We start from the raw sequence: 21,507 nt of genomic DNA, 5'->3' as shown, positions 1-21,507 counted from the left end.
TCCCATGTCCTTGAACGACCTCGCCATCGACGTCCCGCTCGCCGCCGCCGGCGCTGCCGCCGCAGACCTGCGCGCAGCCCTCGGCGACAAGGTGCTCCTGCCCGGCGACGCCGGGTTCGACGCCGCCCGGACGCCCTGGAATCTGGCCGTCGCGCAGCATCCCTTCGCTGTCGCCGTCCCGGAGTCTGCCGATGACGTCGTCGCAGTCGTCCGCGCCGCGGCGCTGTCGGGACTGCGTGTCGCACCGCAGTCCACCGGTCACGGCGCCGGCGCGCTCAGCGAGACCGACCTGACCCACACCGTGATCGTGTCGCTGCGCGGTCTGCGCGGCGTCGAGGTCGACGCCGCAGCCCGCACGGCGCGCGTGCACGGCGGTTCGCTGTGGAACGACGTGCTCGACGCCGCCGCACCGCACGGCCTGACCGCACCGCACGGCAGCGCCGGTGATGTGTCGGTCGTGGGATACCTGCTCAACGGCGGCCTGTCGTTCTACGGGCGGGCGCACGGCCTGGCCGTCAACACCGTCCGCGCCGTCGAGGTCGTCACCGCCGATGGCGTGATCGTCCGGGCGACCGCAGATGAGCACGCGGACCTGTTCTGGGCGCTGCGCGGCGGCTCCGGCGCGTTCGGCGTCGTCGTGGCGATCGAGATCGACCTGCTGCCCATCGCCGACATCTTCGCCGGCATGCTGCTGTGGGATGCCTCGCACGCGAGCGAGGTCGCCCACGCGTGGGCGCGGTGGACCGCGACCGCGCCGGAGTCCGCGACGACCGCGCTGCGCATCCTGCATCTTCCGCCGCTGCCCGAGCTGCCGCCGTTCCTGTCGGGACGATCGCTCGTGGTGATCGACGGCGCCATCGAAGAGACGGATGCCGCGGCATCCGCTCTGCTCGCACCGCTGCGCGCGCTGCAGCCCGAGATGGACACGTTCGCCCGCATCCCCGCGCCCGCGCTGGTGCAGGTGCACATGGACCCGCCCGAGCCGTCGCCGTCCGCGACCTGGCACGCGATGCTGGGCGAGCTGCCCGCCGCCGCCGTCGACGCGTTCGTCGCCGCGGCCGACGAGCCCGGGCTGTTCGTCCAGGAGCTGCGCCACCTGGGCGGTGCGCTGAACCGTCGGCCCGAGGGCGGCGGCGCGATCGCGTCGCTTGCGGGTCAGTACGCGCTGCACTCGGTGGCGATGGTGCCGGTGCCCGAGGCGGCGCCCGCTGCGACCGCGGCCGTCCGCGCCGGCGTCGCGGCCCTCGCACCGTGGCACATCGGCGCGCTCGCGCTGACGTTCATCGATGCGCCCGGCGCCGATCGCTCGCTCGCGTTCGGCGAGGCGCGGGCGCGACTGCGCCAGCTGAAGCTCGACTACGACCCGGCGAACCTGTTCGCCGCCGCACGCCCGGTCTGACCGGGGTTCGCGGCGCGGTGCGCAAGGGCGCGGGTCAGGCGGCGCCCTTGCGCACCGCGGCCGGCACGTCGGCGGGCGAGCCGTGCCACGGGGTGCCGTGGCCGGGGAGCACCCACGACGCCTGCAGGCCGGCGAGCCGGTCGAGCGACGCCGACGCGAGCGCGGGGTCGTCGGTGAACGGGGCGGGCTGCAGGCCGGTGCGCCCGGTCAGGACATGGCGGGTGGTGAGCGCGTCGCCGACGAACACCGCGTCGGCCAGGGCGGAGTGCACCGCGATGCTGCCCTCGGAGTGGCCCGGCATCCCGACGATCACGGGGGTGCCCGGCAGGTCGAGCACATCGCCGTCGTGCACCTCGACGACTTCGGTCACGTACTTCGTCGGCATGGCGCGCTTGCGCAGCGCGTAGGCGAAGAACCCGGTCGTCGGCCCGAGCTTCATGGGCGGCATCTCGACCTTGCCCTTCTGGCCGGTGCGGGCGCGCTCGGCGTCGGCCTCGTGCACGTACACGGGAACGCCGTGGTCGCGGCGCAGGCGTTCGGCGAACCCGATGTGGTCGCTGTCGCCGTGGGTCAGCACGACGCCCTTGACGTCGGCGGGGGTGAGGCCGAGCGTCTTCAGCTCGCGCACGAGGTCGGCGTAGTGGCCGGGGAGGCCGGCGTCGACCACGGTGACCCCCTCGTCCGTGACGATCAGGTAGGCGGCGACGATGTCGTTGCCGATGCGGTGCAGGTGCGGTGCGAGCTTCATGGCGGGTCCTTCTCGAGCGGTCCGTGGGGGTTGGCATAGCTACGGTACGTAGCTATCATGGCTATTGTCAATAGCCATCGAGAGGAATCCTCATGCCGACCCCCGAGCGCACGACGACCGCCGACATCATCGCCGCCGGGCGCGACCTGCTCGAAGAGGCGGGGCTTCCCGGACTCACGATGCAGAGCGTCGCGCAGCGCGTCGGCGTGCGGGCGCCGTCGCTGTACAAGCGGGTGCGCGACCGCGACGCGCTCATCGCGGCGGTGGCCGAGGCGACGGTGGCCGACCTGACCGCGCGGCTGGCGGCATCCGATCACTCTCTGGACAGCCTGGCGCGCGCCTACCGGGCGTTCGCGCACGACCGGCCGGAGGGGTTCCGGCTGATGTTCGGCGGGACGGCGCCGCAGGACTCGCTCGATCGAGCCGGGCTCCTGATCGTGCGCAGCGCGGGCGAGCTCGCGGGGGAGGCGCACGCACTGGATGCTGCGCGCCTGGTCACCGCGTGGGCCACGGGGTTCGTCCACATGGAGCTGGCCGGCTCGTTCCGCCTCGGCGGGGACGTGGATGCGGCGTTCGACTACGGGCTCGCGGCGCTCAGCCGGGGGATCGGCGCCTGAGACGGACGCGCCGTCTCAGGCGCCGATGCGACCGCGTCAAGCGGCCCGGCGCGAGCGGTGCACGGTGAGGCTCGCGGGGCCGACGAGCTCCGACGAGACGAGATCGAGCTGCACCGCATCCCCGAACAGCCGGCGTCCGTCGCCGACGGCGGTGGGGAAGGTGATGAGCCGGTACTCGTCGACGAGGCCGGCGGCGCGCAGCGCGTCCACCACGGTGTGGCTGCCGATCACGACGACGTCGCGGTCCGCGGTGGTCGCGGTCACCCAGTCGACCACGTCGCCCGGCACGGCATGCGAGTTCGCCCAGACCTCGTCCGGAAGCGGACGGCTGGTCACGACCGCCTTCTCGGCGCGGTTCATCAGCTGTGCGAACGGGTTGTCGCGCGCCGGCCACAGCGTCGAGAAGTGGTCCCACGTCCGCCGGCCGAACAGCAGCACGCCGGTGTCGAAGATGCTCCCGAGCCGGAACTTGTCACCCGCCACGCCCTCCGGCCCGTAGGCCATCGCCCATCCGCCGAACGGCGTGCCGCCGCGGCCGTCGGGGTCCTCGACCACGCCGTCGAGCGTGATGTACTGCACGACGATCAGTCGTCCCATGTCGTCCTCCTTGTTCGCCCGCTCCGGCGGGTTCACACGTATATACGGACGGGATGCCGCGAACTCATCGCTGCGCGGCGGATCCGTTCGCGAGCAGCGCGAACAGGCGCGGATCCTGGTAGACGAGCACGTGCCGGATCGCGCCCGCTGCGTCGCCGTCGAACAGCTGGACGGTGTGCGGTTCGTCGCCGTCCGGCGTCACGCGCGAGAGCAGGATCCCGCGCTGCCCGTTCGCCGAGATCGGGGCCGTCCGCCACGCGGTTCCGCGGCGCTCGAAGAAGTCCGCCATGAACGCGCGGTACGTCGACCGGCCCGTCGACCACGCGGGGACGGGCGGCATCTCGAACACGAGGTCGTCCGACACGAGTGCGGCCAGCGCCTCGACATCGGCCCGCTCGATCGCGCGCGCGTAACCCTCGACGGCCGCGGGCGCGAGGTCGTGCGGGCGCTGTGTCCCGGTCGTGATCGCTGCGCGGGCACGCTGCAGTGCCGAGTTCGCGGCGGCGACCGAAACCTCCAGCACGGCCGCGGTGTCGGCGGCCGAGAGCCCGATCAGGTCGCGCAGCACGTACGCGCCCCGCTGCAGCGGCGAGAGGGACTGCAGCATCGCGGTGACGGCGAGGCGGACGTCGCTGCGTCGCTCGGCTGCCGTCTCGACCTCGGATGCCGCCACCCAGCTGGTGGGCGCCGGCATGAGCCACGGCACGTCGGACGCGGGGACCAAGGGCGCCCCGACCTCGATCCCGGGCGCCTGCAGATCACGGGGGAGCGGGCGGCGCGGCGTCTCGCGCAGCCGGTCCACGCACACGTTCCGCGCGATGCGGAACGCCCACGTCGCCAGGCCCGCCTTCGCGGGATCGAACGACGCGCGCGCCTTCCAGACGCGTTCCAGTGCGTCCTGCGCGGCATCCTCGGCCTCGAACGGCGAGCCGAGCATCTGGTAGCAGAACGCGAGGAGACGCGGTCGCAGCTGCGCCAGATCGTCGGCGTCGAACGTGCTCACAGCGCGAGCCTAGGGCGCGGCGTGCGGACACGGGGGTTCCCGAGTCGGCGTCGATGAGCGACGTGGCGTGGTCGAGCGCCGACGACGTGCCGACGTGTGTCAGCGCTTCTTGGCGCCGTCCTCGGCCGGCCGGTACTTGATCAGTCCGCCCGCGACGAGGAACACGACAGCGGCGATCGGCTGCGCGGCTACCCAGAACGGACCACTGAACTCGAAGGGATAGATCGGGTTCCAGATCACCGCGATCGCCGCGAACACCGGCAGCCACCACCACTGCTTGGCCTGGATCGCGAACCATCCCACGATGACCGCGAAGATGGCCACCACGAACCGGATCAGCAGGAACCAGTCGTTGCCGATCAGCAGCGGAGCGAGGAACAGTGCGATCGCCGCCAGCACGCCCGGGGCGAGCGCATTGCGCTGGTACGCGACGGGCTGCGGGGTGCGTGCGCTCATGCCTCGATCCTTTCATCCCGAGGCGCAGGTGCCGCACCGCGGCGTCAGCGTCGGTGCCTCACTGCAGACAGAACTCGTTGCCCTCGGGGTCCTGCAGCTGGTAGTAGTGCTCGCCCCACGGCCCCCACTGCTGGTCGACGACCCTCACGACGGTCGCCCCCAGTGCGACGAGCCGGTCCTTCTCGGCATCGAGCCGCTCATCGTGCGTGCGCGCGTCGTCGGCGTCGCGGGGGAGGTTGACGTCGAGATGGATGCGGTTCCGCCCGGCCTTCGGACCCACCGCGTGGTGGAAGAACAGACGCGGTCCTCGGCCCTCGGGATCCTCGGCCAGGGCGCGCTTGTCGAGTTCCTCCGCCGTCAAGCCGGAATCCAGCAGCTCCTGGCGCAGCGGGTCCTCCCATTCCGAGGCCGGATAGCCGAAGACCGCCGACCAGAAGTGCGCCAGCGCGCGCGGGTCGTCCGCGTAGAACGTGATGTTGCCGAGTATCGCCATCGTCAGCCTCCTGCGTCGCAGAACACGATCGCAGGGGCCTCCGACACTGCGCAACGACCGGCCGGATCGGCGTGGTCCATGATGCGGGGCCTATGCTGCCGGTTCCGTGACGGACTCGAGCACGGCGAGCCGTGCTGCGCGATCGCCCGCGAGTTCGATCACCCGCAGCTCCCCGACGAGGTCCGGGTCCTCGATGAGGTCGAGCAGCACGCCGTTCATCGCGTCTCGCAGCTCGGCATGCTCGTCGAAGTCGTGCACCAGCGGATGGCGTTCGTCCAGCGGCAGCACGACGAGCAGGTCCACGGTGCGCAGTGCCTCCGCAGTGAGCGCCATCGCGCGTTCCCGCAGCTCGTGCGAGACCGAGTCGCCGGTCAGGTCGCCGAGCGCCAGGAGGTACGCGAGGAAGTCGAGAGGACCCCGTTCGGCGATCACGTCGTCGCCGAGATCATCGGCGACGAGCCGGTCTGCGGCGATCCGCAGCTGGGCCGCGAACGATCCGGCACCCGGAGCGTCCCATGCCTCGTCGAGCAGATCGAACGGGTCGGAGAGCACGAGGTAGCCGGGGTGACGGACGGCGAAGTCCGAGATCACCGTGCTCTTGCCGCTCGCATGGGTTCCCGAGACCACGATCCGCATGCCGCGACTCTAGCGGGGCAGTCGCCGGCCGGTCACGAGCGCGTGACCACGTGGAGGGCGAAGCCCTCGTCCGGCCCGGGCGGTTCGAAGAGCTCTGCCAGATGTGCGATGCCGCCAGCGCTCAGTCGATGCGAGTCCGGGTCGTCGCGCTCGGCCGCCTGCGCCACGGCGACCTCGAGCGACACGACGACGTGGTGCAGGTGGAGCGTGGCGCCGAGCGCGGCCGCGCGGTGCGCGGCCTCTGCACGACGCTCACGGCTCCACATGTTCCCGTCGAGGACGACATCGACGTCGGCGGCCACGACCTGTGCGGCGGTATCCCAGATCAGCCCGCGGCAGCGTTCGGCCAGCCCGGGGTACTTCTCGTCGTCGAAGCGGATTCCGTGGAGCCGCAGCATCCATTCGTCAAGGCTGAACCGGACCGCCGGGAGCGTGGCGGCGAGCTGCTTCGCCAGCGTGGTCTTGCCCGCACCGTTCAGGCCCGCGAGGAGGTGGATGGCGCCGGGCATGCCTCGATCGTATCGACCGGCGCGTCGCTCGATCATGAGCGGGGCGGCGATGGCCGACGGTGAGATCGGTCCTGTCGCGGGGGAGCAGCGCAGCCTCGTCAGACGAAGGCGGCCACATCATCCGCTGCGGGTGAGCCGCCCCACGCAGCCGCCCGGTAGCGTGTGCGCCACCGGTGTGAGGGAGGACGCGGTGCGCAACGAGCTGGCGAAGAGATGGGCTCTGACGACGGGCGCGGTGATCGGCGTCGCGATCCTGGGGATCGGCCTCGGCGGCTGCGCGAGCGAGACCTCGGCGGTCGACCGGGCCGAGAGCCGCGTCGCGGCCAAGGAGAAGGCGCTCACGCAGGCGGAGCAGGATGCCGCCGACACGGCGAACGCGTTCTGCGAGGCGAGCAAGGACTACATCCTCGCCCTGGATCGATATGGCGACGTGCTCCACGAGACGCAGCCGACGGTCGGAGACGTCCGCGAGGCGGGCGCCGACCTGGCGGCGCCTCGCGATGACGCCTTCGACGGGGCACAGGCCGCGATCGACGCCCGTCAGCAGGTCGCGGTCGCGCAGGCGGAGCTCGCAGATGCGCAGGCGGCGCTCGAGCAGGCGAAGGCCGGCCCGTCGGCGTCCGCCACGACGGCGGCGACGCCGCAGCCGACACCCGCGGATGTCGTTCCCGACGCCGTCGTGGAGCGGGTCGAACAGGCCGAGTCGGACTTCGCGGACGCCCAGGGGGCGATCACCGACGACACTGCGCTGGCTGACGCATCCGAGCAGTTCAACAGCGCCGTCGTCGCCCTCGAGTTCTCCTGGCTGCAGCTGTACGCCGACGCGGGTTGCCTCGCCGACGACCAGGTGCTGCAGGCTCAGCAGGCCGTCAGCGCGTACACGTCGGCCCTGCAGCAGAACCTCGCCGATGCCGGCTACTACGCCGGCACGGTCGACGGGATCTACGGCCCGGAGACCGTCGCCGCGGTCGAGGATCTGCAGCGCGCCCACGGACTGGCGGTGACGGGAACCGTCGACGACGCGACGGCGACCGCGCTGCAGGCCGACCTGCTGGCCCTCGGCGGCGCCGCCGCGCAGGAATCGATCGCGAGCACCGCCGCCGTGCAGCAGACCCTCGCGCTGCTCGGGTTCTGGGACGGTCCGGTGGACGGCGTCTGGACGCCGGAGCTCACGGACGCGGTGGTCGAGCTCCAGACACAGCTCGGGGTCGAGCCGACGGGTGCGGTCGACGCGGCCACCGTCAGCGCGCTCGAGAAGGCGCTCGAAGAGCTCACGCAGCCGACGCCGGAGGCTCCCGCGCCGACGCCGTCGAGCTCCAGCGCGGGGTGACCGGAGAGCCCGGCCCCGTCACCCCGCGTGTAACGGGGCCGCGGCACCACCGGCAGGGCGGCCATGGCGAGCAGCACCCCAGACCGCCCCGCCGGCGGCGAGCGCACCGAGGGCCACGTAGAGGGCGAGCACGGCACCCAGGCCGAGCAACGACAGCCCGATGTCTTCGGACTCAGATCCGAGCACGCTGGCCACGCCGTGCGCGCCGAACGCGGTCGTGAAGCCGGCGAGGTACAGCGGTGCCAGGCCGGAACGCCGTGGCGGCTCCGACGTCACTGGGCAGGGAGAGCGCGTACGCGGTTGTTGCGCGGATTGTGTTCGAGCTCGACCATCCCCAGCTCTTCGAGGAGCGGGGGCAGGTACATGCCGAAGCGCCCGCGGTAGCCCTTCCGTGTGCCGTACCACCCGCCGACGGGGTTGGACTCGGAACGTGCCCACGCCTCCACGGTGCCCTCGGCCGCGGGTTTCTGCTCGTCCGCGGCGCCGAGCGGGACCCAGTCGCCCTGCTCGGTCAGCCAGGTGCGCAGATCGTCGATCGCACGAGCCTGATACGCGAGTCGGGTGCTGCCGACCTGACAGACGAGCTGATCGCCGTCCTGGTACATGGAGTACTCCGACGTGCCGGGCGCCGTCCGCAGCATCCAAGGGTCTGACATCGTGCCCGTGCCCAACATGACGACTCCTTCTGGTGCCGGATCCCGCGTCTCTCAGTCTGGCCCCGGGCGTGATCCTCGACAAGATGCGGACGTTGGTCCGCCACTACCGACCGCCCGTCAGAGCGAGGAGAATCAGCGCATGGACGCGAGGTCTCGGGCGTTCCTGGCGACCGCTGCAATCGCCTGCGGCGCGGCGGTGTTCACCGCGTGCAGCGCGATGCCCGAGTCTCCGGCGGGAACGGCCACCTCGATGCCGCAGGGCGATGATGTCATCACGCTGGATCCCGCGGACTTCACGTCCGACATCGACAACGCGTACTGGCCGATGACGCCGGGCACGCGCTGGACGTATCGGGAGGTCGACCCCGATGGCGAAGAGCTGCGCGTCACGGTGGTGGCGACATCCCAGACTCACAAGGTCGCCAACGGGGTCACCGCTCGGGTCGTGCGCGACACCGTGTTCCGCGGCGACGAGATCATCGAGGACACGTTCGACTGGTACGCGCAGGACGGCGACGGCGCCGTCTGGTACCTGGGCGAAGACACCGCGGAGTTCGAGAACGGCGAGATCACCTCACGAGAGGGATCGTTCGAGGCCGGCGTCGACGGAGCATCGCCCGGCATCCTCATTCCCGGCGATCCCGCGCCGGGAATGAAGTATCGGCAGGAGTACTACGCCGGCCACGCGGAGGACAACGGCGAGGTGCTCACCACCGACGCGATGGCGGACGCGCCGGCGGGCCACTACACCGACGTGCTGCTCACCATGGACACCGATGCCCTCGAACCGGACGTCGCCGAGCTGAAGTTCTACGCGCCGGGCGTCGGGCCCGTGCTCGCGCTGGATGCCGCCGGAGCCCCGGGTGGGCGGGAAGAACTCGTGGGCATCGACAAGGTTCCCGACGGTACCGGGACGCAGCCCCTGGGCGACCCCGGCTGACGCAACGGCGGCGCGATGCCGAAGATGTCGACGCCGAAGCGGGCGAATGGGGGCGAGCGGTCGGAGAAGGGCGCCGTCCGGTTCACGGTTCCGTTAATTCATAAGAGCGTGTACTGTCCTGGATATGCTTGCCGCCACCCCCACCGCGACGGTCACGCACACCGCTGCGCTCGCCCGCCTCGCCCACGCGCTGTCGGACCCGACGCGAGCGGGAATCCTGCTTGCGCTGCGGGATGAGCCGGCCTACCCGTCCGATCTGGCGGACTGCCTCGGGGTGTCGCGACAGGTGATGTCGAACCAGCTCGCGTGTCTGCGCGGGTGCGGGCTCGTCGAAGCCTCTCCGGAGGGTCGTCGCAGCCGGTACCGGTTGACGGATCCTCACCTGGCGCCCGCGCTGAACGAGCTGCTGCAGGTGGTTCTCCTCGTCGAACCCGACTGCTGCGACGGGGAAGGCTGCTGCTGCGCATGACCGCCGTCACACTGACCGCGGATCGTCGTCGTGGGCTGCAGCGCCGCATCCGCTGGATCGTGACGGCGACGATCGCATACAACGTGCTCGAAGCCGTCGTTGCCATCACCGCCGGATCCATCGCGTCCTCGGGCGCGCTGATCGCATTCGGCCTGGACTCCACGATCGAGGTGCTCTCCGCGGCCGCGGTGGCGTGGCAGTTCACGCGCCGTGATCCGGAGCGGTGGGAGAAGCCCACTCTCCGCGTGATCGCAATCGCGTTCTTCGCCCTCGCGGTCTACGTCATCGCCACGTCGCTGCTCGCCCTGATCGGTCGCGTCGAAGCGGAGCACAGCACCCTCGGCATCATCGTCACCGCGATGAGTGTGGTCATCATGCCGTTCCTCTCGCTCGCGGAACGTCGCACGGGTCGCGAGCTCGGCTCGGCCACGGCCGTCGCCGACTCGAAGCAGACGCTGATCTGCACCTGCCTGTCGGCCGCCGTCCTGGCCGGCTTGCTCCTCAACAGCCTGCTCGGCTGGTGGTGGGCCGATGCCGTCGCCGGACTGGTCATCGCCGGCTTCGCCGTACGCGAGGGCATCGAAGCGTGGCGTGGCGACGCCTGCGCAACTTCGGTCGGCATGATCCTCGAAGGTGATGACCACGGGATCTGAATCGAGTCGCGATCCCTGGAGAACACTGGGATCGCAGGTGCGGAGGATGGGGGATTCGAACTCTCATGTCCGTGAATACAACTCACCTGTTTTGCCGCGTGATTCCGCGGTTTTCGGGACTCTCCGGGTCGGGATGGCGGCGTTCTCCTGCATCGAAATACACGGCGTGTCACCGGTTAATGTGCCTTAACTGTGCCACCGACGACGGCCACTCGCCAATCTGTGGGGTTACCCTCACCATTCTCTCCACAACCCGCGCGGAGAGGGACTACTCGCTCGGGCGGCTCGAGGGCAAAACTGAAACGTGCTTCATCAGAGCCTGACGGCTCAGATTAGTTCGGGCGCTGAGGGTCGTCCAGCTCCGCCCCGCGACTGCGGAGCCACGGTACGATTTGGTCTCGTTCCCATAGAAGACGCCTCGTCCGCGTGGAGTCTTTCGAGTTCGCGGCTCACCGCACTCAGTCGATCGAGTCCTCCACGTCCATCAGCCCATTTGCGGGTGAGTTGGCGGATAGCGATGACGCCATGCAGATCACCGCGGAGGACGCCGGGTGAAGCTCATCAGCGGTGTCGCGGTCGGCGCAGTGGCCTGCTGGCAAGAACGACGTTCCTGCTCAGCGCGATAAGCACGCAAGGGGCCAGTTGCGGTCTCGCCTGCAGAACTAAGTACATAAGTCTCCAAGTGCACGTGCTCGAAGGCCAGACCGCGCGGCACGCCCTCAGGCCGCTGCGTATTACGACACGAAAGTACTTGATCGCCGTGGTTTCGGCGGGCCGTTCGTCTGCATGTCGCACACCTGGCCGACGTCGACGACGCGGCCGCCGTGATGATCGTCGTGAACGGCCATTCACAATAACCGACTGCAGGCCTCCGCCTACGTGTGGTCGCGACTGGTATATCACTGGCGAAGCGCAACATTTCCTTGTGTCAATCGGGCGCTGTGCTGTAGAAATTCCTCAGCGAGACGCACCGCTGCGTTTATTCCCGAATCGCTTTTCGAGAGATGGGGATACGCATGCACATACGTAGATGGCGTCGCAAGGCAATCGCGGCGGCGGCGGGATTCGCTCTGATCAGTGGAAGTGTTCTGTTCTCGGCCAGTTCTGCATCCGCCTACACACTCACCGGCTGCTCCTGGGGGCCGTATGGCACCACCGTCACGTGGCAACTTAATGCCCCGGCGGGTGACTACTACGACACCGGACTCGCAGCCGGATATTCCTGGGCCGCGACCACCGACATCAACGGGATGTCACCCAACAATGGCCTCCTGGTCGGGTACCTCGACAACAAAGGTGCCAACATGTACTCCGGGTGGACCGACTGGCAGTGCAACGGAAACAAGACGGTCTACGCCAACGCGACTCTGAACCCGTATTACACAAACGGCTACAGTTACGCCAACAAGAAGAAAGTCTGGCTCCACGAACTCGGTCATGGGCTCGGCCTGAACCACTCGGGGTCCTACGCGATCATGTACACCCCCGTCCAGAGCACAGGATTCACGCAGCCGCAGCCCGACGATATCAGTGGCATCAACTCGTTGTACTGAGTGAGCGAGGAGGAGAAATCATGAAGCATAAATCAGTCTTCGCCGCGACGGCGCTCATCGCTCTGGCTCTCGGCCTAGCGGGGTGCGCTGGTGGAGATCCAACCGGACACATGGATGGCTCCCGCGTCGAACTGTATGACTCCGTTCGAGGCATCGCGGCCGATGCTTCGCTGATCGCGGTCGGCGAGGTCACGGAACAAGAGGTGGTACAGGAAGACATTCCCTACACGCTCTCAACCTTCGCCATTGAGCGTGAGTTCTCTCCGGCTGTTTTGGGACGCGATGTACCAGCTGGCGCGCCGAAGATCGAGGGGAGCGAGGTGGTGGTTCGTCAAATGGGCGCGGCGGGTACGGAGCTTCCTTACCCGATTCTCGAGCCGGGCCAGCGGTACTTGCTCTTCCTTTCGCCCTCGATGCTGGAGGGTGAGAAGGCGACCCAGCTCTACATCACGGGAGGCTCCGCCGGCATCTACTCAATCGAGGGCAATGCCTTCGTGCACGGCCCATTCACCGAGGGCGACACCTTGCCGGGCAAATTGACTGCCAACGATCTCCAGAATTAGTGCGAGCTCGTGAACTCGTAGAACCCGCGGTTCCGAGCGAGAATAACCACTAATGGGCGATGCGTTCTGATATCGCCGCACTGCTCAGCGGTCGGGCTGTACTTTTCGGACAGCTCGACCGCTGGGCATCATCGTCGCGTGCTCCGGCCGCGCCTCCGCGAGCATCCGCAACGCCCGCTCACGCATCTCCGGCGAGTACTTCCTGTTCATCGAGTTCCATTCTTCTGCGCGTGCTAATCGCTCTGGGAGTAGAGCCGCCCAGGCTGACGTAGCGACTCCAACAGCCAGACGGAGTAGCAACTCTTGTTGCGACTGCGCGCAAGCAACTTTGGTTTCTGGTGCCCGCAAAGACGGCTGGTTAGCCTCACGAGTGCGATGCGCCACGTTGCGCGCTCGTGTTCTAGAAGGGTGAATCAGGCATGGAAATCAGTGTGAAGAGAATCCGACCGGCGATCCGTTCGAAGCGCAGTCTCGGCGCGGTGGTGGCGACGTTGGCGATGCTGGTGTCGGTCGGAGTGATCGCGCCTGCCGCAACGGCCGCTGAGCCGGGCGGAGCCGGAGAAGACGCGTACGACCTCGTCGTTAACGGCGAGACAACAACCCTGGGTGAGGGGCAGTCGATCACGATCCCCATGCAGCTCGCCCAACCGACAGCCGCCGCGGGCATTGTCTCTCCCAATGTGGTGTACCCCGGGAACGGAGGAACGCTCGTGGTTACGGCCAGCCACGGTGTCTACTACTGGACCATCGCCACACCATGTGTGGGCAACGTTCTCGGGTCCTTTTCCATCACCGACCTCACCAGTGGGTTGAGCGGCGGATTCGCCCTGGCGAACGACTTCTCGGGCTCAGCTACGACGAGCAAGCTTATGAATCACAGATACTCGGGAACGTTGAACGCCACCGTGTCCAACTTCTGGGGCCCATGCGCGTACACCATGCCGAACAACACGCTGTACACGTACAAAGGCTGATTCCTGGTGCCGGGGGAGGGCGAGTGGTTTCGGCCACCGCCCTTCCTTGTCGAACCGGCGGCGAGCCAGAATGGACTGATGATGATGACACACGGGCAGAGCGTCGCGGCTGATTTGAAACGACTGATCGCAGGGGGCCGTATCTCAGAAAGTGCTCTACATGCAGTTACCGGAATTGAGTTCGGAAAATTGGCGGCTCTTCTCGCCGACGATTCATCAGCCTCGACAGGCGTGACTGTGCACGGGGCGGTGCTTTCTCCCGAGGAGAGTGCTCGCGTATCGACCCTTGTGGCGCAGCTGACATACGGGCTGGACATCGACGATGACGAGCGTCTTCAGGGGATCCTGGAGTCTCTGACGAGCGTCGTGGGACTAACCCTCGAGAACATCTCCCGGTTGACTCAGCTGGATCTTGGTGACCTGAAGAAGGCGCTGAGTGATCCCGCAGACCTCCCGAGTGAGGCAAAGTACATGCTCGCCATCCGAGGGTCCTACCTCGTCAACGCCGCCAACCTGGCGCGTGCGCGATAGGAATCGTATCTGTACCGCAAGACGAGCAGTGCTCGCCGCAACCACGCGAAACACGGGCGAGCGACGCAGTCGGGTTGGCGTGGTCGGCTTCGTCTATTCGATCGCCGTGCATGGACTCGCTCGCAAGCGCCTCAATGCGCCCTTGCGCACCTGAGGGCGGAGCAGGCGAGTGGTCGACTACATCCTGGGGGGTCGCTTCATGAGCGCTTGACGACTGAGTCTTGTCCGCGCGCTGAGCGCGTTCCAACTCTGGCCCTCCCTTCGAAGCAGAGTGACCAGATCATCCCGCTCACGCAGGAGCTTCGACTCCTCGCGATGGATTTCCTCGAGGTCGCGAGACACGGCTCCGAGCCTGTCGAGCGCGCCACGTGCGCCGCCCCACCGCTTGAGCAGTTGCTTCCCGACTGCTGCCCGTTGCTGAGCGGCGGCGAGTTCAACCGCTGCCCGTTCCTCAGCTTCGATTGCGCGTGCGATCGCAGATTCACGCTTGGCACTCCGACGTCCGCGGGCCATGTAACCAGGTTGACACGCGATCCCAGTGTTCTCAAGGGATCTGAGCGTGCCACTCAAGAGTGCCTGCGTGCATTGCTCATTCCTCTTGTCTCTCGCCTCTTGTCTCTCGCCTGTCGTCTCTCTTCTCTCGCCTTTCCTCTCTCGTCTTTCCGCTCTCGCCTTTCCGCTCGCCTTTCCTCCTGTGCGGCCTTAGCTGAACGGTCGGGGTCGTTCCTCACTCGATACCCAACCGGATCGTGCGGTACTCGACGCCGACGAGGACGGCCGCATCCTTGTATGTGAGAGCGAGTGAGTTCGACGAGCGGTTCATGTTCTTCTCATCGCGCACTTGCTGTGTTCAGCGGGGATTCAGCACGCGTGGGCACGCTGTGAGGAGGAGGGGCGCGTGAGGGTTCTGATCGTCGAAGACGAGCGACGGCTGGCGGAGGGGATGAAGCGCGGCCTGGAGGCCGAGGGCTTCGCCGTCGACATCGCCGCGACGGGCACGGATGGACTGTGGCTGGCCGAACAGCAGCCGTATGCCGCGATCGTGCTGGACCTCATGCTTCCCGGTGCCAGCGGCTTCGAGGTGTGCCGTCGGCTGCGACAGCAGAGCATCTGGACGCCGGTGCTTGTGGTGACGGCCAAGGACGGCGTGTTCGACGAAGTCGAAGCGTTGGAGTCGGGTGCTGACGACTATCTCACCAAGCCGTACACATTCGCGATCCTCGTGGCTCGGCTGCGCGCGCTGATTCGCCGAGGATCCTCACCACGACCGCGCGCCCTGCAGGTCGGCGATCTCACGGTGGACCCCTTCACCCGGCGGGTCGATCGCGCCGGGCAGGTGATAGAGCTCACCGCGCGGGAGTTCGCGGTGCTCGAGTTCCTGTGTCGACGTCCGGGACAGGTCGTCGGCAAGCGCGCCATCCTCGACGGCGTCTGGGACTTCGGGTTCGACGGCGATCCAAACATCGTCGAGGTCTACATCCGCCACCTGCGCAACAAGGTGGATCGTCCGTTCGGGCGAGAGAGCATCGAGACGCTCAGGGGTGCGGGCTATCGGATGGTGGACGATGCCGGTTGACGGGCAAACGGCTGGCCGCCCCGTCGGCGTGCGGGTCCGGGTCACTGCGGTCGCCACGGGCGTCGTCGCGATCGCACTGGTGGTCGGTGCGCTCGCACTGTGGTTCCTGGTCCGATTCTCGCTCTACGGCGGACTCCGCGAAGGGGCTGCACAGGACGCGTCGGCGATCTCCTCCCAGATGGAGGAGGGCGCCGGCACCGGATTCGGGGAGCTGGACGATGACCGCCTGCTGCAGGTGCTCGATGCGAACGGCATCGTGGTCGTGCGCAGCGAGGGGGCGCCGCTGAGCCCGGTGACGTCGGTGACACGACCCGCGCAGACGGTGCAGGTCGGCGGGACGACGTACGTGGTGGCGGTGGAGCAGGCGACGAGCGACCGCGCAGTCATAGCCGGTCGCCCCACTTCCACGGCCGACACGACGCTCGCCACGGTGGCAGTGGCCCTGGCCGTCGGTGTTCCGGTCCTCGTCGCCCTTGTCGCGGTGGTGACGTGGGCAGGCGTCGGCCGATCCCTGGCGCCGGTGGAGCGGCTGCGTCGTCAGGTGGGGGAGGTGACCTCCCGGACCCTCGGTCGCCGGGTGGATGAGCCGGGCACGCGCGACGAGATCGACAGGCTGGCGTCGACGCTGAACGACATGCTCGCCCGGCTGGACGTGGCGTCGGCGTCTCAGCGGCGCTTCATCTCCGACGCGTCGCACGAGTTGAGATCCCCGTTGACCACGTTGCGCCAGTATGCGGAGCTCGCCCGAGATCACCCGGATCGTGTCGACCATGCGGAGCTGTCGGCAGCCGTGCTGAGTGAAGGCGCGCGCATGGAGGAGCTGGTGCAGGGTCTACTGCTGCTCGCCAAGGCCGATGAGGCCGCCCTCAGCCTGCAAGCCCGAGAGGTCGACCTGGACGACATCCTGCTCGGAGAGGCAGCACGGCTGAAGACGCTCGGATCCGTGACGACGGATGCCACCCGTGTCGGTGCCACGCGGGTCATCGGCGATCCCGCACTCCTGCGGCAGCTCGTCCGCAACCTGATCGACAACGCCGCGCGTCACGCCCGGTCGCGGGTCGCGCTCGCGGCCAGGGATGAGGGGGATCTGGCCGTCATCACGGTCAGCGACGACGGTCCCGGCATCCCCGAGGCCGACCGGCTGCAGGTGCTCGAGCGGTTCGTGCGTCTCGACTCTGGACGAGCTCGCGGAGAGGGCGGCAGCGGACTGGGGCTGTCGATCGTCGACGAGATCGCGAGGGCCCACCACGGCCGTGTGCGGATCGACGCGGACCCGGAGCTCGGCGGCGCGCGGGTGATCGTGGAGCTGCCCGCCGCTGCGTCCTGACCCGCCGCGGCCGGGCGGGGACAGCTCTGAGGAACGGTTCAGCGGCGGTTCAGCCCCGCGGATCGACACTGAAGGGGTCTCGAAGGAAAGGAGCCGAACTCATGCGTAAGCGAATGATCGGCATCGTCAGCACCGCCGCAGCGCTCACCCTCGTCGCGGGGGGCACAGTCACCGCGATCGCCGCCACCGGCGGCCTGTCGGGAGGGGGTAACGACGACTCCTCCACGGCGATCACCGGCCCGGCACTCGATAGAGCAACGGCTGCGGCCATCGCGGCGGCAGGACCTGGGACTGTCACCGAGTCGGAGGCGGGCGGAGACGAAGCGGCGTATGAGATCGAGCTGAAGCTCGACGCGGGCGGTTCCGTCGACGTGCGGCTGGACAGCTCGTTCACGGTCACGGGGGTCTCGTCCAACGACGAGCAGGGCGACGACCACGGCAAGGGCGCCGACGACAGCAGCAACCACAATGAAGGCCCGCAGGGAGACGGCGATGGCGAGACCGCTGACGACTGAATCCGGCCACGACTGCTCCGAGAGGGGCTTGCCGATCTGCGGCGGCCCCTCTCGCGCGGCGAACGACGCGCTCAGCGTCGGGGCCGTGGCAGTCGCAGCGTGAGGGTAGTCCCGTCGCCCGAGGTGGCGGTGACCTCGACACTCCCCCCGAACCTGCCGACCGTGTCCTGCACGAGGTTCAGCCCGATCCCGAACCCGACGCTGCTGCTGCCGCCGCCGTCCACAGTCGACGAGGAGCGGGCGAACCTGTCGAAGATGCGGCCGGGATCGATCCCGCTGATGCCGCCGCCCTGATCCGAGACAGAGATGAGCGTCCAACGGCGATCGCCGGCCGCGGTCACCCTCACCACGGAGCCTGCCGGCGAGTGCTTCACGGCGTTGTCGAGCAGCGCCACGAGCGCGCGGTGCAGGCTGGTGTCGGGGATCGCGGCGGCGAGGTCGTCGGGTACGGCGACCGTCTCGAGGGTCACCTGCTTCTCTTGCGCGAGGAGCCGCATGGCCGCCACGGCGCCGTCGATCACCGGCCGGATCGCGATGGGCTTCGCGTCGCCGGTGGCCGTGGTGTCGACCGAGTCGAGGAGGTCGTTGACCACGTTGATGATGTTGCGCGAGTCGTCGCGCAGTTCGCCCACCAGTGCACGATGCGGGTCGTCCGCGGCGAGCGACCGCTCCAGCACCTGCAGCCGGGTGTCGAGCACGGCCAGTGGTGTGCGCAGCTCGTGCGAGGCGTCGGCCACGAAGCGGCGCTGCCTGCTCAGTGCGTCGACGAGCGGAGCCACCGCACGGCGAGTGGCGAGCAGCCCGAGCAGCCCTGCCGACGCGACCGCGAGCACTCCGATGGAGACACCGCCGACGATGATGTCGAGTCCCCCGACGTCGACCATCTCTTCATGGCGGCTCGGGTCGAACACCTCCCTCAGCGGCACCTGGGTGAGCACGAACGTCAGCCCGGCTGCGAGCACCGCGAGCACCAGGAGCGACACGGCTATGGTGAGCCACACCCCGACGCGGACCGCCGTACGCCGCACGAGCAGCGCGTCCGCGTCCATCGCCTGCGACCGACGGGTCACAGCATCCCCAGCCGATATCCGAGGCCGCGCACAGTCGTGACGATGTCGGGTTCCGTCTTGCGGCGAAGATAGTGCACGTACGTGTCGACCGTGCCGGGAGAGTCCGTCGCGTCGAAGACGCTGCGGAGGATCTCATCCCGCCCGAAGGTCTTCTGCGGATGCCCGGCGAGCAGCTTCAGCAGAGCGGATTCACGCTCCGTGAGGATCGTGCGCCCGTCGTACGGCGAATAGACGGAGCGCGAGTCCGGGTAGAACTCCCAGGGCCCGATGCGCACGAACGGGCCCTCGCCGTCGGCGACACGGCGGATCGCGCGAAGGCGTGCGAACAGCTCGTCGAAGTCGAACGGCTTCACCAGGTAGTCGTTCGCACCCGCATCCAGGCCCCGCACCTTGTCTTGCACGGTGCCCAGCGCCGTGAGCATGAGCATCGGCGTCGTCGTCCCGCTTCGGCGCAGGGTCTCGACGATCGACACCCCGTCGATCCCCGGCAGTCGGCGGTCGACGACGAGCACGTCGAACCTGCTCTCGAGAGCCTTCTCGAGAGCGGCGTTCCCGTCGACGATCAGCTCGGCGTCGTAGACCTCGCTGAGCACCCGCACCATCAGCGGACCGAGCTGGGGGTCATCCTCAGCGAGCAGCAGCCTCGGCCGATCATCCGACATCACGCTCTCCTTCCCGCATCCGCCCTCGATGCCCAAGGGTACGGCGGGGACCCTCGACGGCGACCGACTCGCGGTATCCCGAGCCGAGTCTGCTCGCAGACCGGCTCGCCGGCCAGTCGGTCGCCGTCAGTCCGTCGCTGCCGCCGCACCGCCCTGATCCCTGGGGGCGGCGAACCAGCTCCACATGCTGACGACACGGTCGACCGCGAGGGCGGCCACGGGAACGAGCAGCATGGATGCTGCGACGTCGGTGGGATAGTGCACTCCGAGGTATATCCGTGACCACGCGGTGATCAGCACGATCACCGCCCCGGCGGCGATGGGACCGCCCCGAGAACCTGCCGGCGCGAGGACGACGATCAGCGCGCAGACCAGAGCCGCAGCGAACGCGGTGTGACCGCTGGGGTAGCTGAAGGTCGCGGGATCGGGGATGACCGCCGGCGAGAGCAGCGCGGGGTCGGGGCGAGGTCGCTCCACGACCGGCTTGATGGCTTCGGCGAGCACCCAGGGGACCCCCAGCACGACGAAGATCCGCAGCGGAGGACGCCAGGATCTGGTCAGGAGGAGCGCCCATGCCAGGCTGATCGCCACGACCAGCACCGCCCCGGCGGGCCCGAACACCGTGTTGATCGTCAACGCGACGAGGTCGAAGACCGCGTTGTGCGCACCGTGGACAGCCTCGACCATGCGCATCTCGTCAGCCGACCACGTCGGCGAAGCCACGATCGCCAGCCCTGCGCCGATGACCGCGGCGATCGTGACGGCGGCGATCGCCAGAATCGGCCACATGCTTCCAGGGCGGGCGCGGACCGCGCCCACAGTGCCGTTCGCGTCGTCGTGCGCGGACGCGGCGCGACGAAGCGGATCCGTCATCCGAGCGTCTCCTGCAGCGTCGCTAGTGCGGCCTTCTCCTGCGCGGCGTCGGGGGTGCTGGCGCGGATGGCCGAGAGCACGTCGTCGATCTGGCCGTCGAGCACAGTCCACCCGGTCTCGTCCAGAGGCTCCAGCGTGGACTGGGCATCGTCCCAGGCCCTCTCCAGCTCTTTGGCCTTCGCTGTCGCGGCGCCCTGATCGCCTGCGGCGACGGCATCCGAAGCATCCTGCACGATCGCGCGGAACGCGGCGACCTTCGCCGCAGGCAAGTGCTCGGTGGCCGACTGCCCCGGCGCGAGCGTGGCCGCGACCACCGGGCCCTCCTCTTCACTCGCCGGGGCGGTCCCGTGCGGCTGCGCGGCCGCACCGATGAGCAGCCCCGCGGTGGCGAGGGCCAGCACGCCGTACCCCGCCAGGACCAGTCGCTCCCGCCGCGGGTTGCTGCGGACGGCGTGCCGCTGCTGCTTCGGACCGCCCTGGTCCGCATGGATGACGTCGGAGCGCGACACCGTCAGGAAGATCACGGTGGCGAGGATCGCGCCGAGGAACAGGACGCTCGTCCAGCCCACCCCGAGGCCGATACCGCCCTGGTCGGCCGGCAGCCCGAGCCAGTCGCCGAGGTTCGCGCCCAGCGGGCGGGTGAGGATGTAGGCGAGCCAGAAGGCGAGCACCGAGTTGGCGCCCAGGCGCCACCCGATCACGACGCCCACGATGAGTCCGGCCGGCAGGAGCACGGAGATTCCCGGCGCCCACCCGGTGAGCTCGAGGATCCAGTCGCCCGCGGCGGTACCCAGCGCGAAGGTGACCAGGATGGCGAGCCAGTAGAACAGCTCCCTCGGCGTCGTGGTGATGCTGTGGATCGAGAGCGTGCGTTGCGTGCTCCACCACACGCCGAACACCACCGCGAGCAGGGCCGCGAACACCGTCGTGCTCAGCGCGAGGGGAACCCCGAGGCTGTCGGTGAGGATGTCGGTGTACAGGGTGCCAGTCACGCTGACGACGACGACGGTGAGCCAGTACACGAACGGCACGTATCGTCGGAGCGCGAGCTGCCATGTCAGCACCAGGGCGAGGACCACGGTGAAGATGACGGCCGTCATCTCCAGCCCCACGCCGAGGGTCATGTTGATCCAGTCCGCGAAGCTCTCGCCGACGGTCGTGCAGAGGATCTTGATGATCCAGAACCAGAGGGTGACCTCGGGCACCTTGCTGAGCATCTCGCGCCGGCGGCGTGCCACGGGCGTCAGGTCGACTGTCTCCATCACACAGCGGACGGTACGCACCGCCGTCTAAGGCGACTCTAAGAAGCGACCGGAAGCGGTCTTTCAGGCGACGCAGGTCCCTTCGGCGCCAAGTT

Annotated in this window: 26 protein-coding genes; 13 read left to right on the top strand and 13 right to left on the bottom strand. The window is 68.7% G+C overall.

Features of this window, described 5'->3' with window-relative positions; translation table 11 throughout:
* Positions 1–4 precede the first annotated feature (4 nt).
* Positions 5–1,399: an FAD-binding oxidoreductase gene (locus ABEA46_RS16825; RefSeq protein WP_345546078.1), complete on the top strand. Its 1,395-nt coding sequence runs from the start codon at positions 5–7 to the stop codon at positions 1,397–1,399.
* A gap of 34 nt (positions 1,400–1,433) precedes the next feature.
* On the opposite strand, the gene ABEA46_RS16820 is transcribed toward ABEA46_RS16825, so the two are convergent.
* Positions 1,434–2,147 (bottom strand): MBL fold metallo-hydrolase, encoded by a 714-nt coding sequence (locus ABEA46_RS16820; protein ID WP_345546076.1) that lies wholly within the window; start codon positions 2,145–2,147, stop codon positions 1,434–1,436.
* A gap of 92 nt (positions 2,148–2,239) precedes the next feature.
* On the opposite strand from ABEA46_RS16820, the gene ABEA46_RS16815 reads away from it, so the two are divergent.
* The gene (locus tag ABEA46_RS16815; RefSeq protein WP_345546073.1) at positions 2,240–2,764 is read left to right on the top strand and encodes a TetR/AcrR family transcriptional regulator; all 525 of its coding nucleotides are present in this window, start codon (positions 2,240–2,242) and stop codon (positions 2,762–2,764) included.
* A 36-nt stretch (positions 2,765–2,800) separates the two neighbouring features.
* On the opposite strand, the gene ABEA46_RS16810 is transcribed toward ABEA46_RS16815, so the two are convergent.
* The 6 genes from ABEA46_RS16810 to ABEA46_RS16785 all read right to left on the bottom strand — a co-directional run bounded on the left by ABEA46_RS16810 (position 2,801) and on the right by ABEA46_RS16785 (position 6,458).
* On the bottom strand, positions 2,801–3,361 hold the full coding sequence (locus tag ABEA46_RS16810; protein WP_345546071.1) for a dihydrofolate reductase family protein: 561 nt from the start codon (positions 3,359–3,361) through the stop codon (positions 2,801–2,803).
* A 64-nt stretch (positions 3,362–3,425) separates the two neighbouring features.
* Positions 3,426–4,364, bottom strand: a complete 939-nt coding sequence (locus tag ABEA46_RS16805) for an RNA polymerase subunit sigma-70 (protein WP_345546070.1) — start codon at positions 4,362–4,364, stop codon at positions 3,426–3,428.
* 99 nt (positions 4,365–4,463) lie between these two features.
* Positions 4,464–4,820 carry a DUF6804 family protein gene (locus ABEA46_RS16800; protein ID WP_345546068.1) on the bottom strand — a complete coding sequence of 119 codons (357 nt, stop codon included), beginning with the start codon at positions 4,818–4,820 and terminating at the stop codon, positions 4,464–4,466.
* A gap of 58 nt (positions 4,821–4,878) precedes the next feature.
* Positions 4,879–5,313, bottom strand: a complete 435-nt coding sequence (locus ABEA46_RS16795; RefSeq protein WP_345546066.1) for a VOC family protein — start codon at positions 5,311–5,313, stop codon at positions 4,879–4,881.
* Between the two features lie 90 nt (positions 5,314–5,403).
* Positions 5,404–5,949, bottom strand: coding sequence for a DEAD/DEAH box helicase family protein (locus ABEA46_RS16790; protein WP_345546064.1), 546 nt, complete (start codon positions 5,947–5,949; stop codon positions 5,404–5,406).
* Between the two features lie 32 nt (positions 5,950–5,981).
* A complete protein-coding gene (locus ABEA46_RS16785; protein WP_345546063.1) occupies positions 5,982–6,458 on the bottom strand; it encodes a P-loop nucleotide/nucleoside kinase family protein in 477 nt (158 codons plus the stop codon).
* 190 nt (positions 6,459–6,648) lie between these two features.
* On the opposite strand from ABEA46_RS16785, the gene ABEA46_RS16780 reads away from it, so the two are divergent.
* Complete coding sequence (locus tag ABEA46_RS16780; protein WP_345546062.1) at positions 6,649–7,788, top strand: peptidoglycan-binding protein; 1,140 nt, start codon at positions 6,649–6,651, stop codon at positions 7,786–7,788.
* An 18-nt stretch (positions 7,789–7,806) separates the two neighbouring features.
* On the opposite strand, the gene ABEA46_RS16775 is transcribed toward ABEA46_RS16780, so the two are convergent.
* On the bottom strand, positions 7,807–8,064 hold the full coding sequence (locus tag ABEA46_RS16775) for a hypothetical protein (protein WP_345546060.1): 258 nt from the start codon (positions 8,062–8,064) through the stop codon (positions 7,807–7,809).
* The gene (locus tag ABEA46_RS16770) at positions 8,061–8,444 is read right to left on the bottom strand and encodes a DUF6855 family protein (RefSeq protein WP_345546058.1); all 384 of its coding nucleotides are present in this window, start codon (positions 8,442–8,444) and stop codon (positions 8,061–8,063) included. Before ABEA46_RS16770 ends, ABEA46_RS16775 begins: the two co-directional genes overlap by 4 nt.
* 139 nt (positions 8,445–8,583) lie before the next feature.
* On the opposite strand from ABEA46_RS16770, the gene ABEA46_RS16765 reads away from it, so the two are divergent.
* The 10 genes from ABEA46_RS16765 (at position 8,584) to ABEA46_RS16720 (ending at position 17,545) form a co-directional block, all read left to right on the top strand.
* Positions 8,584–9,384, top strand: coding sequence for a hypothetical protein (locus ABEA46_RS16765; protein ID WP_345546056.1), 801 nt, complete (start codon positions 8,584–8,586; stop codon positions 9,382–9,384).
* A gap of 124 nt (positions 9,385–9,508) precedes the next feature.
* Positions 9,509–9,853: an ArsR/SmtB family transcription factor gene (locus ABEA46_RS16760; protein WP_345546055.1), complete on the top strand. Its 345-nt coding sequence runs from the start codon at positions 9,509–9,511 to the stop codon at positions 9,851–9,853.
* Positions 9,850–10,506: a cation efflux transmembrane domain-containing protein gene (locus tag ABEA46_RS16755; RefSeq protein WP_345546054.1), complete on the top strand. Its 657-nt coding sequence runs from the start codon at positions 9,850–9,852 to the stop codon at positions 10,504–10,506. Before ABEA46_RS16760 ends, ABEA46_RS16755 begins: the two co-directional genes overlap by 4 nt.
* 1,016 nt (positions 10,507–11,522) lie before the next feature.
* Positions 11,523–12,059: a matrixin family metalloprotease gene (locus tag ABEA46_RS16750; protein ID WP_185842994.1), complete on the top strand. Its 537-nt coding sequence runs from the start codon at positions 11,523–11,525 to the stop codon at positions 12,057–12,059.
* Between the two features lie 20 nt (positions 12,060–12,079).
* On the top strand, positions 12,080–12,622 hold the full coding sequence (locus tag ABEA46_RS16745; RefSeq protein WP_141893742.1) for a hypothetical protein: 543 nt from the start codon (positions 12,080–12,082) through the stop codon (positions 12,620–12,622).
* Positions 12,623–13,041: 419 nt separating this feature from the next.
* Positions 13,042–13,596 carry a hypothetical protein gene (locus ABEA46_RS16740; RefSeq protein ID WP_141893743.1) on the top strand — a complete coding sequence of 185 codons (555 nt, stop codon included), beginning with the start codon at positions 13,042–13,044 and terminating at the stop codon, positions 13,594–13,596.
* 78 nt (positions 13,597–13,674) lie between these two features.
* On the top strand, positions 13,675–14,127 hold the full coding sequence (locus ABEA46_RS16735) for an HTH domain-containing protein (RefSeq protein ID WP_141893744.1): 453 nt from the start codon (positions 13,675–13,677) through the stop codon (positions 14,125–14,127).
* Positions 14,128–15,025: 898 nt separating this feature from the next.
* Positions 15,026–15,703 (top strand): response regulator transcription factor, encoded by a 678-nt coding sequence (locus ABEA46_RS16730; protein WP_141893745.1) that lies wholly within the window; start codon positions 15,026–15,028, stop codon positions 15,701–15,703.
* Entirely contained in the window at positions 15,693–17,030 is a 1,338-nt protein-coding gene (locus ABEA46_RS16725; protein WP_141893746.1) for a sensor histidine kinase, read from the top strand. The genes ABEA46_RS16730 and ABEA46_RS16725 overlap by 11 nt, the downstream gene beginning before the upstream one ends.
* Before the next feature lie 101 nt (positions 17,031–17,131).
* Positions 17,132–17,545: a PepSY domain-containing protein gene (locus ABEA46_RS16720; protein ID WP_141893747.1), complete on the top strand. Its 414-nt coding sequence runs from the start codon at positions 17,132–17,134 to the stop codon at positions 17,543–17,545.
* 71 nt (positions 17,546–17,616) lie between these two features.
* Here the strand turns inward: ABEA46_RS16720 and ABEA46_RS16715 are convergent, their stop codons facing one another.
* From ABEA46_RS16715 to ABEA46_RS16700, 4 genes are all read right to left on the bottom strand, one after another.
* Entirely contained in the window at positions 17,617–18,615 is a 999-nt protein-coding gene (locus ABEA46_RS16715; protein WP_246093398.1) for a sensor histidine kinase, read from the bottom strand.
* Entirely contained in the window at positions 18,612–19,277 is a 666-nt protein-coding gene (locus tag ABEA46_RS16710) for a response regulator transcription factor (RefSeq protein WP_141893748.1), read from the bottom strand. The genes ABEA46_RS16715 and ABEA46_RS16710 overlap by 4 nt, the downstream gene beginning before the upstream one ends.
* Positions 19,278–19,403: 126 nt before the next feature.
* Positions 19,404–20,150, bottom strand: a complete 747-nt coding sequence (locus ABEA46_RS16705; RefSeq protein WP_141893749.1) for a phosphatase PAP2 family protein — start codon at positions 20,148–20,150, stop codon at positions 19,404–19,406.
* Entirely contained in the window at positions 20,147–21,412 is a 1,266-nt protein-coding gene (locus ABEA46_RS16700) for a COG4705 family protein (RefSeq protein ID WP_345546045.1), read from the bottom strand. Before ABEA46_RS16700 ends, ABEA46_RS16705 begins: the two co-directional genes overlap by 4 nt.
* Between the last annotated feature and the right edge of the window lie 95 nt (positions 21,413–21,507).

Source organism: Microbacterium jejuense (assembly GCF_039544225.1).
Taxonomy (GTDB): domain Bacteria; phylum Actinomycetota; class Actinomycetes; order Actinomycetales; family Microbacteriaceae; genus Microbacterium; species Microbacterium jejuense.
Note: the sequence above shows the minus strand (reverse complement) of the source record. Positions and strands in the feature narration are given on the sequence as shown.